The sequence below is a fragment of the Variovorax terrae genome (genome assembly GCF_022809125.1).
GTDB classification, from domain to species: domain Bacteria; phylum Pseudomonadota; class Gammaproteobacteria; order Burkholderiales; family Burkholderiaceae_C; genus Variovorax_A; species Variovorax_A terrae.
Genome location: NZ_JALGBI010000001.1, coordinates 207,894 through 222,177, shown reverse-complemented (window position 1 = coordinate 222,177; position 14,284 = coordinate 207,894). Strand labels below are relative to the sequence as shown.

15 protein-coding genes and 1 riboswitch are annotated in these 14,284 nt (G+C 71.3%); of the genes, 6 read left to right on the top strand and 9 right to left on the bottom strand.

Features of this window, described 5'->3' with window-relative positions; all coding sequences use genetic code 11:
* Window positions 1-30: 30 nt before the first annotated feature.
* Both ahcY and MMF98_RS01015 read right to left on the bottom strand, forming a co-directional pair.
* Window positions 31-1,464, bottom strand: coding sequence for an adenosylhomocysteinase (ahcY, locus tag MMF98_RS01020; RefSeq protein ID WP_243303230.1), 1,434 nt, complete (start codon window positions 1,462-1,464; stop codon window positions 31-33).
* Window positions 1,465-1,530: 66 nt separating this feature from the next.
* Window positions 1,531-1,610: riboswitch (S-adenosyl-L-homocysteine riboswitch) on the bottom strand.
* A 41-nt stretch (window positions 1,611-1,651) separates the two neighbouring features.
* A complete protein-coding gene (locus MMF98_RS01015) occupies window positions 1,652-2,056 on the bottom strand; it encodes a PaaI family thioesterase (protein WP_243303228.1) in 405 nt (134 codons plus the stop codon).
* Window positions 2,057-2,282: 226 nt separating this feature from the next.
* Here MMF98_RS01015 and MMF98_RS01010 point away from each other — a divergent pair, with 226 nt between their 5' ends.
* Window positions 2,283-3,911, top strand: a complete 1,629-nt coding sequence (locus MMF98_RS01010; RefSeq protein ID WP_243303212.1) for a peptide chain release factor 3 — start codon at window positions 2,283-2,285, stop codon at window positions 3,909-3,911.
* Window positions 3,908-4,735, top strand: coding sequence for an HAD-IIB family hydrolase (locus tag MMF98_RS01005; RefSeq protein ID WP_243303202.1), 828 nt, complete (start codon window positions 3,908-3,910; stop codon window positions 4,733-4,735). Before MMF98_RS01010 ends, MMF98_RS01005 begins: the two co-directional genes overlap by 4 nt.
* A gap of 1 nt (window position 4,736) precedes the next feature.
* On the opposite strand, the gene MMF98_RS01000 is transcribed toward MMF98_RS01005, so the two are convergent.
* Genes MMF98_RS01000 through MMF98_RS00990 form a run of 3 tightly spaced genes read right to left on the bottom strand, consistent with a single transcriptional unit; the run spans window position 4,737 to window position 6,182 of the window.
* Window positions 4,737-5,288 carry a hemerythrin domain-containing protein gene (locus MMF98_RS01000; protein ID WP_243303192.1) on the bottom strand — a complete coding sequence of 184 codons (552 nt, stop codon included), beginning with the start codon at window positions 5,286-5,288 and terminating at the stop codon, window positions 4,737-4,739.
* 8 nt (window positions 5,289-5,296) lie between these two features.
* Entirely contained in the window at window positions 5,297-5,740 is a 444-nt protein-coding gene (locus MMF98_RS00995; protein WP_243303189.1) for a PAS domain S-box protein, read from the bottom strand.
* 10 nt (window positions 5,741-5,750) lie between these two features.
* A complete protein-coding gene (locus tag MMF98_RS00990; RefSeq protein ID WP_243303186.1) occupies window positions 5,751-6,182 on the bottom strand; it encodes a MarR family winged helix-turn-helix transcriptional regulator in 432 nt (143 codons plus the stop codon).
* Window positions 6,183-6,234: 52 nt separating this feature from the next.
* Between MMF98_RS00990 and MMF98_RS00985 the strand changes: the two genes are divergently transcribed.
* Genes MMF98_RS00985 through MMF98_RS00970 form a run of 4 tightly spaced genes read left to right on the top strand, consistent with a single transcriptional unit; the run spans window position 6,235 to window position 8,748 of the window.
* Complete coding sequence (locus MMF98_RS00985) at window positions 6,235-7,005, top strand: metallophosphoesterase (RefSeq protein WP_243303152.1); 771 nt, start codon at window positions 6,235-6,237, stop codon at window positions 7,003-7,005.
* Window positions 7,006-7,040: 35 nt separating this feature from the next.
* Entirely contained in the window at window positions 7,041-7,781 is a 741-nt protein-coding gene (locus MMF98_RS00980; RefSeq protein ID WP_423837541.1) for an RNA polymerase sigma factor, read from the top strand.
* Window positions 7,782-7,798: 17 nt separating this feature from the next.
* On the top strand, window positions 7,799-8,368 hold the full coding sequence (locus MMF98_RS00975) for a ferritin-like domain-containing protein (RefSeq protein WP_243303138.1): 570 nt from the start codon (window positions 7,799-7,801) through the stop codon (window positions 8,366-8,368).
* Window positions 8,365-8,748 (top strand): c-type cytochrome, encoded by a 384-nt coding sequence (locus MMF98_RS00970; protein ID WP_243303135.1) that lies wholly within the window; start codon window positions 8,365-8,367, stop codon window positions 8,746-8,748. Before MMF98_RS00975 ends, MMF98_RS00970 begins: the two co-directional genes overlap by 4 nt.
* A 119-nt stretch (window positions 8,749-8,867) precedes the next feature.
* On the opposite strand, the gene MMF98_RS00965 is transcribed toward MMF98_RS00970, so the two are convergent.
* Genes MMF98_RS00965 through MMF98_RS00950 form a run of 4 tightly spaced genes read right to left on the bottom strand, consistent with a single transcriptional unit; the run spans window position 8,868 to window position 14,274 of the window.
* On the bottom strand, window positions 8,868-10,562 hold the full coding sequence (locus tag MMF98_RS00965) for an FAD-dependent oxidoreductase (RefSeq protein WP_243303133.1): 1,695 nt from the start codon (window positions 10,560-10,562) through the stop codon (window positions 8,868-8,870).
* On the bottom strand, window positions 10,552-11,982 hold the full coding sequence (locus MMF98_RS00960) for an amidase (protein ID WP_243303131.1): 1,431 nt from the start codon (window positions 11,980-11,982) through the stop codon (window positions 10,552-10,554). The genes MMF98_RS00965 and MMF98_RS00960 overlap by 11 nt, the downstream gene beginning before the upstream one ends.
* On the bottom strand, window positions 11,979-13,436 hold the full coding sequence (locus tag MMF98_RS00955) for an enolase-like domain-containing protein (protein WP_243303128.1): 1,458 nt from the start codon (window positions 13,434-13,436) through the stop codon (window positions 11,979-11,981). Before MMF98_RS00955 ends, MMF98_RS00960 begins: the two co-directional genes overlap by 4 nt.
* A gap of 10 nt (window positions 13,437-13,446) precedes the next feature.
* Window positions 13,447-14,274, bottom strand: coding sequence for a sugar phosphate isomerase/epimerase family protein (locus MMF98_RS00950; protein ID WP_243303126.1), 828 nt, complete (start codon window positions 14,272-14,274; stop codon window positions 13,447-13,449).
* Window positions 14,275-14,284 lie beyond the last annotated feature (10 nt).

Sequence of the window (14,284 nt, the reverse complement as noted above, 5' to 3'; positions counted from 1 at the left end):
GGGGGAGGCGCCGCAGGCGCTTCGGGGGTGTTAGTACCTGTAGGTGTCGGGCTTGTAAGGGCCGTTCTTGTTGACGCCGATGTAGGCGGCCTGCGCGTCCGTCAGCTCGGTCAGCATCGCGCCGACCTTCTTCAGGTGCAGGCGCGCGACCTTCTCGTCCAGGTGCTTGGGCAGCACGTAGACCTTGCCGGCCTGGTAGGCGTCGGGCTTGGTGAACAGCTCGATCTGGGCGATGGTCTGGTTCGCGAACGAGGACGACATCACGAAGCTCGGGTGGCCCGTGCCGCAGCCCAGGTTCACCAGGCGGCCCTTGGCCAGCAGGATGATCTTCTTGCCGTCGGGGAAGGTGATGTGGTCGACCTGGGGCTTGATCTCTTCCCACTCGTACTTTTCGAGCGAGGCAACGTCGATCTCGTTGTCGAAATGGCCGATGTTGCAGACGATGGCCTGGTCCTTCATCTTCGCCATGGTGTCGTGCGTGATGATGTCCTTGTTGCCCGTGGTGGTCACGAAGATGTCGGCCTTGTCGGCGGCGTACTCCATGGTCACGACCTTGTAGCCTTCCATCGCGGCCTGCAGGGCATTGATCGGGTCGATCTCGGTCACCCACACCTGGGCGCTCAGCGCGCGCAGCGCCTGGGCCGAGCCCTTGCCCACGTCGCCGTAGCCGGCCACGCAGGCCACCTTGCCGGCGATCATCACGTCGGTGGCGCGCTTGATGCCGTCCACCAGCGACTCGCGGCAGCCGTAGAGGTTGTCGAACTTGCTCTTGGTCACCGAGTCGTTCACGTTGATGGCGCGGAACAGCAGCGTGCCCTTGGCCGACATTTCGTTCAGGCGGTGCACGCCGGTGGTGGTTTCCTCGGTCACGCCGATGATCTGGGCCGACTTGCGGGTGTACCAGGTCGAATCCACGGCCAGCTTGGCCTTGATGGCGGCGAACAGGATGGTTTCCTCTTCGCTGGTGGGGTGGGCCAGCACCGACAGGTCCTTCTCGGCCTTCTGGCCCAGGTGCATCAGCATGGTGGCATCGCCGCCATCGTCCAGGATCATGTTCGGGCCTTCGCCTTCAGCGCCCTTGGCGCCGAATTCGAAGATGCGGTGGGTGTAGTCCCAGTAGTCGGCCAGCGTCTCGCCCTTGATGGCGAACACCGGCGTGCCGGTGGCGGCGATGGCGGCGGCGGCGTGGTCCTGCGTGGAAAAGATGTTGCACGAGGCCCAGCGCACGGTGGCGCCCAGGGCCTGCAGCGTCTCGATCAGCACGGCCGTCTGGATGGTCATGTGCAGCGAGCCGGTGATGCGCGCGCCCTTGAGCGGCTGCGCCTTCGAGAACTCTTCGCGGATGGCCATCAGGCCGGGCATTTCGGTTTCGGCGATGCGGATCTCCTTGCGGCCCCAGGCGGCAAGGGACAGGTCGGCGATCGCGCTGTCGGTGGCGGACGCGGGCTTGAGAACGGCGTTCATGGTTTTCTCTCCAGAGGCTGTGCTTGAAAAAACCACGTTCTGGGGAAGAAACTCACCTCACAGAAGCGTGGGCGAGCGTCGTTGCGGGTGTGGATCCGAGCCTCACGCCCCGTCTGACAACGGGGACGCTGCAACGCTCCTCGGAAGCCGCAATTATAAGCCGCCCGCTCGAGCGGGCGCAGGCAGGTCAGGCCGCCAGCACGAGCTGCGTCTGCGTCACGACGGCGCAGAGCCGGCCTTCGGCAGAGCGGATCGTCGTCTGCCAGACCATGGTGGTGCGGCCCCGGTGCAGTGCGATGCACTCGCCGGTGACCGTGCTGCCGACTTTCGCCGCGCCGATGAACTTGGTGCTGGAGTCGGTCGTCGTGGTGCGCTGGCCCTCGGGCAGGTTCGCGATCGTTCCCAAGGCGCCCAGCGTGTCGGCAAACGCCATGGACGCGCCGCCGTGCAGGATGCCGCCGGCCGTGCACAGATCGGGCCGCACGACCATCTCGGCCAGCACCCGCTCGGGCTGGAACTCGATGAGGCGCACGCCCATCAGGCCGGGAAACAGCGGCTCCAGCAGATGCTGGACGGATTCGAGCGAGAGCATGGTCACCTCCTGGAGCGCCCCGGCAGGGGCCGGGCGTCGGGCCCGCCCGGCACGGCGGCGGCGCCCTCCGGACGACTATAGCCGAGGCCGGCGCCGCCCCAAGGCCTTCCGCGCGCCGTGGCGCCCCCGCTGCCACGGCCCGGTAAAATCACGCCGATCCGGGCGCTGGCCCGCCTGCCTGCCTTTCGCGGAAGCGACCGCTTCCGCCTCACCCTCTGGAACCGTTGTGTCCTACGCCTCTGAAACCCGGCGCCGCCGGACTTTTGCCATCATCTCCCACCCCGACGCCGGCAAGACCACGCTGACGGAAAAGCTGCTGCTGTTCTCGGGCGCGATCCAGATCGCGGGCGCCGTCAAGGGCCGCAAGGCCAGCCGCCACGCCACCAGCGACTGGATGGAGATCGAAAAGCAGCGTGGCATCTCGGTGGCCAGCTCGGTGATGCAGATGCTGTACCGCGACCACGTCATCAACCTGCTCGACACGCCCGGCCATAAGGACTTCTCGGAAGACACCTACCGCGTGCTCACCGCCGTCGATTCGGCGCTGATGGTAATCGATGCGGCCAACGGCGTGGAGGCGCAGACGCGCCGCCTGATCGAGGTCTGCCGCCAGCGCGACACGCCCATCATCACCTTCGTCAACAAGATGGACCGCGAGGTCCGCGAGCCGCTGGACATCCTCGACGAGGTGGAGCGCGAGCTCGGCATGCCCTGCGTGCCCATGACCTGGCCCGTGGGCCAGGGCAAGAGCTTCGGCGGCATCATGAACCTGCGCACCCACGCGATGACGGTGTTCGAGTCGGGCAGCGAGCGGCTGCCGCAGGATTTCGAGACCATTCCGCTGGCGCAGCGCGAGGCGCTGATTCAGCGCTTCGGCCACGAGTTCGAGACCGCCGAGCAGAGCATGGAGCTGGCCGCCGGCGCCTCGCCGGCCTGGGACCACGCGGCCTTCCTCGCGGGCAAGCAGACGCCGGTGTTCTTCGGCTCGGGCGTCAACAACTTCGGCGTGATGGAGGTGCTGGACGCGCTGGTGGACCTGGCGCCGCCGCCGCAGCCGCGCGTCAGCACCACGCTGGTCAACCGCCAGCCGGTGGTGAAGGAGATCCAGCCCGCGGACAAGGACTTCGCGGGTGTGGTGTTCAAGGTGCAGGCCAACATGGACGCCAACCACCGCGACCGCATCGCCTTCGTGCGCATGGCCTCGGGCCGCTACACGCCGGGCATGAAGCTCAAGGTGCAGCGCACCGCCAAGGAGCTGCGGCCGACCAGCGTGGTCACCTTCATGAGCCAGCGCCGCGAGGCGGTGGACGAGGCCTACGCGGGCGACATCATCGGCTTCACCACCCATGGCGGCGTTCAGTTGGGCGACACCATCACCGACGGCGCCAGCCTGCAGTTCACCGGCCTGCCGTTCTTCGCGCCCGAGCTGTTCATGACCGTGATCCTGAAGAACCCGCTGCGCACCAAGCAGTTGCAGCAGGGCCTCGCCCAGCTCGGCGAGGAAGGCGCGATCCAGGTGTTCCGCCCCGACGTGGGCGGCCCGATGCTGCTGGGCGCGGTGGGCCAGCTGCAGTTCGAAGTGGTGCAGCACCGCCTGAAGACCGAATACGACGCCGACGTGCGGCTCGAAGGCTGCCAGTACACCGGCGCGCGCTGGATCACGGCCGACTCGCCGGCCGACCTGCGGGCCTTCACCGAGGCCTACCCGCAGCGCCTGGCGCACGACGCGGCCGACACCCTGGCCTACCTCTGCACCTCGCCCTACGACGTGCGGCTGGCGCAGGAGCGCTTCCCGAAGATCCATTTCCATCCGCTGCGCGAGCATGCCGGCCTGAGCCTGCAGAGCGCCGGATGACGAGGGATCTCCAGCCCCTGGCGTACTGGCCTGCCGAGGCGCGGCGCGGCATCGCCGGCGTGTTCACCGACATCGACGACACGCTGACCACCGGCGGCGCGATCACGCCCGACGCGCTGCAGGCGCTGGCAGACCTCAAGGCCGCGGGCCTGCACGTGATTCCGATCACGGGGCGGCCGGTGGGCTGGAGCGTGCCGTTCGCGCAGAGCTGGCCGGTCGATGCGATCGTGGCTGAAAACGGCTCGGTGGCGCTGATTTCAAGCCAAAACACGCCGATGTCCGCGTCGGGTGGTGATAGTTTGCTATCAAAAAGATACCAGCAGAGTGCCGCCGAGCGCGCCGCCAACTTCGCGCGCATGCAGCAGGTGGCCCTGCGCGTGCTGCGCGAGGTGCCGGGCGCGGTGCTGGCCGAGGACTCGCCGGGCCGCGAGACCGACATCGCGATCGACCACAGCGAGTTCAACCACCTGCCGCCCGAGCGCATCGCCCAGGCCGTGGCCCTGATGCGGGCCGAGGGCATGAACGCCACGGTCAGCAGCATCCACATCAACGGCTGGTTCGGCGAGCACCACAAGCTCGCGGGCGCGCGCTGGATCGTGCGCGAGCTGTTCGGCCGCGAGCTCGACGCCGAGATCGGCCGCTGGGCCTATGTGGGCGACTCGACCAACGACCAGCTGATGTTCGAGCACTTTCCGCACAGCGTGGGCGTGGCCAACATCGCGCGCTTCCTGCCCGAGCTGGTGCACCGCCCGCGCTACCTCACGCAGGCCGAGCGCGGCGCGGGCTTCGCCGAAGTGGCGCGCGCCCTGCTCTCCTCCCGGTAGCTCACGGCGAGCCGATGCCGCGCCGCGCGCGCATGGCCTGCCCGATGCGGGCCAGGTCGTGCTCGCCCAGCAGGCGCGCCGCCATCGGCAGCAGCTCGCTGTCCTCGCGCGCGATGTGGCGCTGGTAGGCACCGACCAGGGCCTCCACCTCGCCCGGCGGCAGCGGCGCGCTCTCGCCGGCCGCAATGCGCTCCAGCGGCTGGCGCACGCGCTGCCACGCCGTCTCGAGATCGCGGTGCTCCGCGGCCAGCCCCTCGGTCAGTTCGCGCAGGCACACGGCATCCGAGCCGGCCATCGACTCCAGCAGCGCGGGAAACAGGTCCTGCTCCTCGTCGGCATGGTGATGCAGGGCGGCGGTATCGAAGTAGCGCATCACGGCCTGCGCGGCCTCGCGCGCCGCGGCGTCGGGCCCGCGCTCGGCCACATGCGGCACCAGGCGCCGCAGCGTTGCGCACTGGCGCGCCATGCGCTCGTGGCAGGCCGCCAATAGCTGCAGCGGTGCCTCGGGCCCGGCGGCCGGCGACTCGAAACCCGGAAAGCTGCGGCTCGGCATGGCGCGCTTCAACCGGTGTGGCCCTCGGCGCGCAGCCGCAGCGCGGTCTGCTCCATGTACCGGGCCGTGGCGTCGCGCCCGATGGCATAGGCGCCCATCACGGTGCCCGAGGCGTCCTTGAGCAGGCCGAAGCTCAGGTCCACATACAGGCGGCTACCGTACTTGTGGCACGCGCGCGTGGTCAGCACCCGGCCTTCGTGCCGGGTCTGGCCGGCGCTCACGGCCTTGCGAAAGCCCTCGTTGTGCGCGCGCCGGAATTTCTCGGGGACGATGACCTCGAGGTTGCGCCCCAGCATGCTGGCGGCCTCGTAGCCGAACAGGACTTCGGCGCCGCGGTTCCACAGCCGGATCAGGCCCTCGCGGTCGGCGAAGATGATGGCTTCCTGCGACTGCTCGACGATGGCGCGGTACAGGTCCCAGCCGGCCGCTTCGGTGTAGGCGGGCATGCGCATGGCCGGCCCCTCAGGCCCCGGCCCGCGCGGGCAAGTCCACCAGGCGGGGCAGCGACTGGAGCTCGGCGCGGTGCTGGCGCGCCAGCTGCTCGATGCGCTGGTCGCCTTCGGGGGTCAGGCGGACCTCCACCCTCCGCAGGTCGGTCTGGCTGGCCTGGCGCTGCACCAGGCCCAGCGCCTCGCAGCGCGAAATGAGCGCCACCACGCCGTGGTGCTTGGCCTGCAGGCGCTCCGCGAGCTCCGCCACGGTGGCCCAGGAGCGGCCCGGAAAGCCCTTGACCTGCAGCATCAGCTGGTACTGCAGCGGCGTGATGCCGTGCTGGTGCGTCAGCTCCTCGCTGAAACGCAGGAACCGGCGCAGCTGGTAGCGGAACTCGGCCAGCGCCTCGAAATCGGCCTTGGCCATCCTGCGGCCGGGCGGCGCTGCTTTCGGTAGGGTCATTCGGCAAATATATCATGCCGTGATATAAATACAAGCCTGATGCGCTGACGCCATGAAGCTCAACCTCCTGTCGGACCTGCACCTGAGCCAGGGTGCGTTGCCGCGGCCGTGCAACGATGCCGACGTGGTCGTGCTGGCCGGTGACATCGCCCGGCCGGACGAGGCCGTGGCCTGGGCAAGCGGCTTCGACCGGCCCGTGCTCTACGTGCCGGGCAACCACGAGTTCTATGGCGGCAGCCTGCCGGGCACGCGCGCCGAACTCCGGCGGCTGTGCGCCGGCACCCGCATCGAGCTGCTGGACGACGAGGTGCGGGTCATCGACGGCGTGCGCTTCCTGGGCAGCACGCTGTGGACCGACTTCTTGCTGTTCAGCGACCCGGACGGGCGCAGCGCCTCGGTGGAAGCGGCGTTCCGCTTCATGCGCGACTTCAGCCGGATCCGGATCAGCGAGGACTCGGAGGCCCTGTTCACGCCGCTGGACGCGGCCCTGCTGTTCCGGCGCCACGAGGCCTGGCTGGCGCAGCGCCTGGCCGAGCCGCACGCCGGGCCGACCGTGGTCATCACGCACCATGCACCGTCGCCGCGCAGCATCCATCCACGGTTTGCCGGCTCGCCGCTGAATGCCTGCTTCGTCTCGAACGCCGAGCACCTGCTGGACGGCCGCCGCGCGCAGCTCTGGATCCACGGCCACACGCATGACAGCTTCGACTACACGGTGAACGGCACGCGCGTGGTCTGCAACCCGCGCGGCTACGCCCGCGGCGGGATCAACGAGAACGCGCGCTTCGACCCGGATTTCAAAGTCGAGGTCACCACCGGCTAGGGCCGCGGGAACGTGGCGCGCGCCACCGCCATCCAATGGACGGAACCCAAGCCATGCCACACCCCCTGCCCCACGCCCGGCCCGAACCGTCCGACCGCGCCACCGACGGCGAGCTGGCCGCGCGCGCCGCGCAAGGCGATGCGCGCGCCTTCGAGCACATCATGCGGCGCCACAACCGGCTGCTGTTCCGCACCGCGCGCAGCGTCCTCAAAAGCGACGCCGAGACCGAGGACGCGGTGCAGGAAGGCTACCTGAGCGCCTGGCGCGCGCTCGGCAGCTTTCGCGGCGAGGCCAGGCTCTCGACCTGGCTGGTGCGCATCGTGCTCAACGAGGCCCTGGGCCGGGTGCGGCGCCCTTCGGCCAAGGTCATTGCGCTGGACCTGGCGATGGGCGCGCCGCCGCCCGAACGGGAGCCGGAGGACGCGATGGAAGCCGATCACGACCAGCAGCCCGACCGCCTGGCCGCGCGCGCCGAAATCCGCCGCCTGCTGGAGGCCCGCATCGACGCCCTGCCCGAGGTCTTCCGCACCGTGTTCGTGTTGCGCGCCGTGGAGGAGCTGACGGTCGAAGAAACCGCCACGGCCCTGGGCGTGCCCGAGGCCACGGTGCGCACGCGCCTGTTTCGCGCCCGCAGCCTGCTGCGCGAGAGCCTGTCGCGCGACCTCGACTTCGCCATGGAAGACGCGTTCTCGTTCGCCGGGGCGCGCTGCGACCGCATCGTCGCGCGCGTGCTGGCCCGCATCGCCCCGGGCGGATCGCCTCCGTCCTTTCCTTGACCCACCAGGAGATGTCCATGTCCTTCCTCATCATGCCCAACCCCGCCGCCGCGCGGCGCCTGTTCCTCGGCCAGTCCGGCCTGGTGCTGTCGGGCGCCGCCGTGGCCCTGCTCTCGGGCAACGACGCGCCGGCCGCCAAGGCCGGTGACGACGGCGCCGGCGACGTGCAGATTCTCAACACCGCGCTGGGCGCCGAACTCGAGGCCATCGCCGCCTACCAGCTCGGCGCCGAAAGCAAGCTGTTGCAAAAGCCGGTGCTCGACCTCGCCGTGGGTTTCCAGGGCCACCACAAGGAGCATGCCGCCCTGCTGGCCAAGACCGTCGCCCAGCTCGGCGGCAAGCCGGTGGCGGCCAAGGCCCGGTACGACTTTCCCGCCGATACGTTGAAGTCGCAGGCCGACGTGCTGCGGTTCGCGGCAAAGCTCGAGCAGGGTGCCGTCAGCGCCTACCTGGGCGCGGTGCCGCTGTTCGGCAACCGCGACCTGGCCAAGGCCGCGGCCAGCATCCTGGGCGACGAGGCCATGCACTGGGCCGTGCTGCGGCAGGCGCTGGGCGAGGCCCCGGTGCCGTCGGCCTTCATGTCATGAACTGGCGCGGCCTCGGCCTGAGCACCGTGCTCGCGGCAGGCGTGGCCCTGCCCGCCGGCGCGGCGCCGGACGTGCTGCACGGCGAGCAGGTCTATGCCCGCTGCCAGGCCTGCCATGCCCTGGCCAGCGACCGCGTGGGCCCGCGCCACTGCGGCCTGATCGGGCGGCGCGCCGGCAGCGTGCCCGGCTTCGGGTATTCGCAGGCCATGAAGCACTCGAAGCTCACCTGGGACGAGAAGACGCTGGACCGGTTTCTCGCCAAGCCGCTGCAGATGGTGCCGGGCAGCAGCATGACCTATGACGGCGTGCCCGACCCGAAGGACCGCGCCGACCTGATCGCCTACCTCAAGCAGGCCGGCCAGTCATCCGCCTGCCGCTAGCGGCGCGCCGGCAGCGGCCCTGGCAATGAAAAACGGCCTGGCGCGGCCAATTTCAAGCCAAAACAGACCGATGTCCTTGTCGGGCGGTCATCGTCTGCTATCAAAATCATAGTTTCCCGTCAGCCGGGCCTTTGCTGCAGCGCGTGCATCACGGCGCGCCAGGCAAACACCAGGGCCGGCCCCAGCGTGACGCCGGGGCCCGGGTAGCGCCCGCGCATGATCGAGCCCATGTCGGCGCCGCAGGCGTACAGCCCCGTGATCGGCTGGCCGTCCAGCCCCTGCACCCGCGCATCCTCGTCGGTGCGCAGGCCCACGCTCATGCCGGCGTCGCCCGGCCACACCGTCACCGCGTAGAACGGCGGCGCGGCGATCGGGCCCAGGCAGGGGTTGGGCCCGTGGCCGGCATCGCCGTTGAAGCGGTTGAGCTCGCTCGTGCCCTTGCCAAAGTCCTCGTCCACGCCGGTCTGCGCAAAGCGGTTGTGGCGCGCCACCGTGGCCTGCAGCCCGGCGGGGTCGATGCCCAGGCCAGCCGCCAGCGCGGCCAGCGTCGGCGCGCGGTGCAGGTAGCCGGCGCGCAGGAACGGCTGCAGGCGCCAGGCGCCGGGGCGCACCAGGCCCAGCCCGTAGCGGCGCAGGAAGCCGGCGTCGCAGACCAGGTGCGCCGGCACGGCGGGCGCCTCGCCCGGGGCGCGCAGCATGGCCAGCACGAAGTCGTGGTACGAGTCGCCCTCGTTGACGAAGCGCTGCCCGCGCGCATCCACCGCGATCAGGCCCGGCTTGGCCCGGTCCAGCGCGAAATGCGGAAACATCTGGCGCGTGCCGTCGGCGTGCCGCAGCACCGAGACCGGCGTCCAGAACGCCGGCGTGCTGTGCCCGATGTCGTCGATCGCGGCGCCGACCGATTCCGCCAGCCGCAGGCCGTCGCCCGTGTTGCCCTCGAACATCAGCGAGTGCGTCTGCCCCGGCGCCGGCAGAAAGCGCTGGCGCCAGGCGGCCCCATGCCCGAAGCCGCCGCAGGCCAGCACCACGCCGCGGCGCGCCTGCACATGAACGTCGCGGCCCTCCTGCGACAGCGTGGCGCCCGTCACGGCGCCGGCTTCCTGGTGCAGCGCCTGCACGGCCACGCCGGTGCGCACCGCCACGCCGCGCTGCCGGAGGCTGTACAGCAGGCGGGCGATCAGCGCGTTGCCCATCACCAGCCGCGTGCCGCGCGGGTGGCGCAGCCGGTCCCTCGCATGGCGGCCCAGCAGGGCCAGCACATGGCGCAGCGCGGCGCGCGAGGCGAAGGGCCTGAGCAGCGGCGCGAGGTCGTCCTTGCTGACCGACATGCCGCCCAGCACCATCATGCTGCGCATCGGCGGGCGCAGCCGCGCAAAGTCGCGGCCCAGCAGGCGCCCGTCGAAGGCGCGGGCCACCAGCGCGCGGCCGCCGATGGCCGCGCCGGCATGCCGGTCGTGGTAGTCGGGATGGCGCACGGCGGGCACGAACTCCACGCAGGAATGCTGCGCCAGGTAGTCCAGCACCCGCGGGCCGGTGGCAAGGAAGGCCTCGCGCAGCTCGGCGCCGCTGTCGGTGTCGATCTCGGCCGCCAGGTAGCGGCGCGCCTGCTCCAGCGGATCGGCCAGCCCGGCCTGCCGGCTCTGGCTGCTGCCGGGAATCCACACCGTGCCGGCTGAGGTGGCGGCCGTGCCGCCGAGCTGGTCGCTCTTCTCGCACACCAGCACGCGCAGGCCCTCGATGGCCGCCACCAGCGCCGCCGTGAGCCCCGCCACGCCGCCGCCGATGACCAGCAGGTCAACCTCTTCAGTGTCCATGCAGGCCGCTCATCGGAGGGCGCCGCCCGAACCACGGCCGCGCCGCTTCGAGTTGCGCGCACAGGCGCAGCAGCAGCCCCTCCTCGCCATAGCGCGCCGCGAACTGGCAGCCGATGGGCAGGCCGTCGGCCGTCCAGTACAGCGGCACCGAGGCCGCGGGCTGGCCCGTGATGTTGAACGGATAGGTGAACGGCAGGTAGGCCGCCAGCTTGGCCAGCCAGGCCCGCACGTCGCTCGACTCGATGCCGAAGTAGCCGATCGGGCGCGGCGTCTGCGCCAGCGTCGGCGTGAGCCAGATGTCGTAGCGGCCGAAGAAGCCCGCGATGCGGCGCGCCTGGCGCTGCAGCGACTGCAGGTTGAGGATGTACTCGGCCGCGCCGTAGCCGCGGCCCAGCTCGGCCAGCGCCTGGGTCATCGGCTCCACCAGGCCCTGGCCGGGCAGGGCGCCGCCCGTGGCGCGCGCGATGTTGGCCGTGGTGTTGGCGGCGAACACCATTTCAAAGCCGCGCTCCACCGCCTGCGCGTCGTAGTCGGGTGAGGCTTCTTCCACCTCATGGCCCAGTTGCTCGCACAGGCGCGCGGCATCTTCCACGGCCGCCACGCAGGCGGCGTCCAGCGGCACGCCGGTGGGCGCGGTCTTCGCGTAGGCGATGCGCAGGCGCCCGGGCGCGCGGCCCACTTCGTCCAGGTAGGGCCGCTCGGGCGGCACCGCCATGTAGGGGTCGCCCGGCATCGGCCCGGCCACCGCATCGAGCAGCGCGGCGCTGTCGCGCACGCTGCGGCTCACCACATGCTGGTGCGCCAGGCCGTTCAGGCCCTCGCCGCCCTCGGGGCCGGCGGTGATGCGGGCCCGCGTGGGCTTCAGGCCGAACAGGCCGCAGCACGAGGCCGGGATGCGGATCGAGCCGCCGCCGTCGGTGGCATGGGCCAGCGGCACCATGCCCGAGGCCACGGCCGCCGCCGCGCCGCCGCTGGAGCCGCCGGGCGACAGGTCGGTGCGCCAGGGGTTGCACGTGATGCCGTACAGCAGCGATTCGGTGGTGGGCGAGAGGCCGAACTCGGGCGAGTTGGTCTTGCCGGCGATCACCAGCCCGGCGCGGCGCAGGCGCGCCACGATTTCGCTGTCCGCCGCCGGCATCTGCTTCGCGTACAGGCGCGACGACGAGGTGGTGGCCGCGCCCGCCACCGACGCCACGAGTTCCTTGACGAGGAAGGGCACGCCCTGAAACGGCCCCGGCGGCAGGCCGCGCGCGATCTCGGCGCGCGCGGCGTCGTACAGGGGCGTGACCACGGCGTTGAGTTGCGGGTTGTGCTGCGCGATGCGCGCCAGGGCAGCCTCCAGCAGCTCCTGCGGCGTCACCTCGCCCTGCTGCACCAGGCGCGCCAGCCCCAGGCCGTCGTGGTGTTCGTAGTCGTTCATGCGGTCTCCTTCGGGGTGGGGGGCCAGTCGGCAAGCGGCATGGGCGCGGTGCCCGCCAGGTGCGGCTCCACCGCGGAGCCGAAGCCCGCGCAGGCCAGGGAGCCGAGCGCCAGTTGCCCGCGCGTGATGCGCAGGCGCACCCGCCCGCCCTGGCGGTGGTAGAGGTCCGGGTGCGCCGCCAGATAGGCATCTGCCTCCGCCTCGGGGCGGCCGTTGAAGCCGTCGATGAAGTGGTGGGCGTTGCGCTCCACATGCGTGATGCCGAGCAGGCTCACCAGCGCGAGGTCCTGCTGCACCGAGAGGCCGGGCTGCGTGGTCAGGTCCTCGGCCGACATGAAGTACGTCTCGCGGCCCGCGGCCTGGTTCCACACCCGGCAGCGCGCCAGGTTCAGGATCGACTTGTAGAAGCCCTTGCAGGCCTTGGACGAGACGCCGGTGTAGCCCAGCGCGCGCGCGCGGGGAAAGGCCTCGAGGTCGCCGTCGGACTCGTCGATGATGACGGGCTTGTGGCGCGCCAGCGCCGCCACCGGCTGCGCCAGCGCCATTTGCCGCTTGATCGGCTGCTCGATCAGCAGCGTCGAGGCGCACAGTCGCTGCAGCGCCGGCTCGGCGGCCATGCGGCCCCATAGCGCGGCGATGGCCTCGGCGTCCTCGTACTGCTCGTTGCCGTCGAGCGTGACGACGTAGGGCTCGGCCAGCCGGTCGAGCACGGAGGCGATGCGGCAGAGGCGCTCCAGGTCGGCCTCGGCCTGGCCCGACACCTTGAGCTTGAAGTAGCGGTTGCCGTAGGCCGCCACAACCTCCTCCAGGGTCTCGGGCAGGCCGTCGTTGACGCGCGTGCCGCCCATCTGGTCGGCCGCCACGATCGGGTCGAGCAGGCCCACGGTGTGGCGCACCGCGATCACGGCCGAGGGCGCGAGGCCGCGCAAAAAGGGCGCCAGCGCGAAGTCCTGCAGATCGGGGGCGATGGCATGCGCGCGCAGGCCGGGCAGGTTGTGCTGCAGGGCCTGCCCGAAGCTCAGGCCCTCGATGCGGCACAGCGCGTCGAGCACGGCGCGGTCCAGCAGCGCCGGGCCGTAGCTGGCCACCAGCGGGTTCAGGCCGCAAGCGGCGCCGGCCTCCAGCAGTTCGCGGTAGTGGTGGGCGTACAGGTCGAAGGCGCTGAGCCAGGGCGCCACGCCATAGGCCTCGCCGGCCAGCTCCAGCGCGCGGCGCAGCTGGTCGTGGTTCTGCGCATCGGACAGCGCCGGGTTCTTGTCGAACCACTTGGCGCCCAGCGCCTCGGCGGCGTAGCCCGTGCCCTCGCGGCCGTCCTCGCGGCGCACGCGCACGCGCACGATGGCCTGGCGGCCTTCCGTCACGGTGATGACGCCGAAGCGAAACGGCAGGCGCAGCCGGTAGGGCGACTCGAACCGTTCGATCGACAAGACTTTCAGGCGGGGGGCAACGGACATGGGCGGTCGTTCAGTCAAGGGCCTCCAGCAGGCCGTGGAGGTAGCCGATGGCGCGCGCGGCAGCCGCGGGGCCATCGGGGTGGTAGTCGAAGGGCTCCACCGCCACCCAGCCGGCATAGCCGTGCTGGCGCAGCATGCGAAGAATGGCCGCGAAGCCGAGGCTGCCCTGGCCGGGGCCGCGCAGATTGGGGTCGTTCACCTGCACATGGGCCAGCAGGCCCGTGGGCAGCCAGCGCGCCAGCACCGCAGGCACCGGCTCGGCTTCCGCGCGCGCGGCGGCGCAGCAATCGAGCATGGTGCGCAGGCCGGGCTGGCCGATGGCCTGCACGATGGCGGCAGCCTCCGCCACGGTGTGGATGAAATCGGCCTCGGGCGGTGCCAGCGGTTCGATGCAGTAGGTGACGCCCGCGGCCTGCGCGTGGGCCGCCACGGCGGCGAAGGCCTCGATGCCGCGCTGGCGCGCCGCGGCCTCCCCGCCCGGCGGCAGGCGCCGCTGCGCGGGCGAGCCATGCACCAGCACCGAGCCGCCGAGGTCGGCGCACAGTTCGATCTGGCGGCGCATGGTGTCGAGCGTGCGGGCGCGCACCGCGGCATCGGGCGAGGTGATGGAGAGATCCGCCGGCTGGCGCAGCAGCCAGTGCAGGCCCGACACCGCGATGCCCGCGTCCTGCGCCGCGCGGCGCAGGCCGGTGCGCCGCACGGCCGACAGGTGCTGCGGCATCTCGCCCAGCGTGAAGGGCGCCACCTCCAGCCCCTGGTAGCCGAGCGCGGCCGCCACTTCGCACTGCCGGGCGAACGGCAGCGGCGCCAGCACCTCGTTGCACAGGGCGATGCGCACAGGGCCGGTC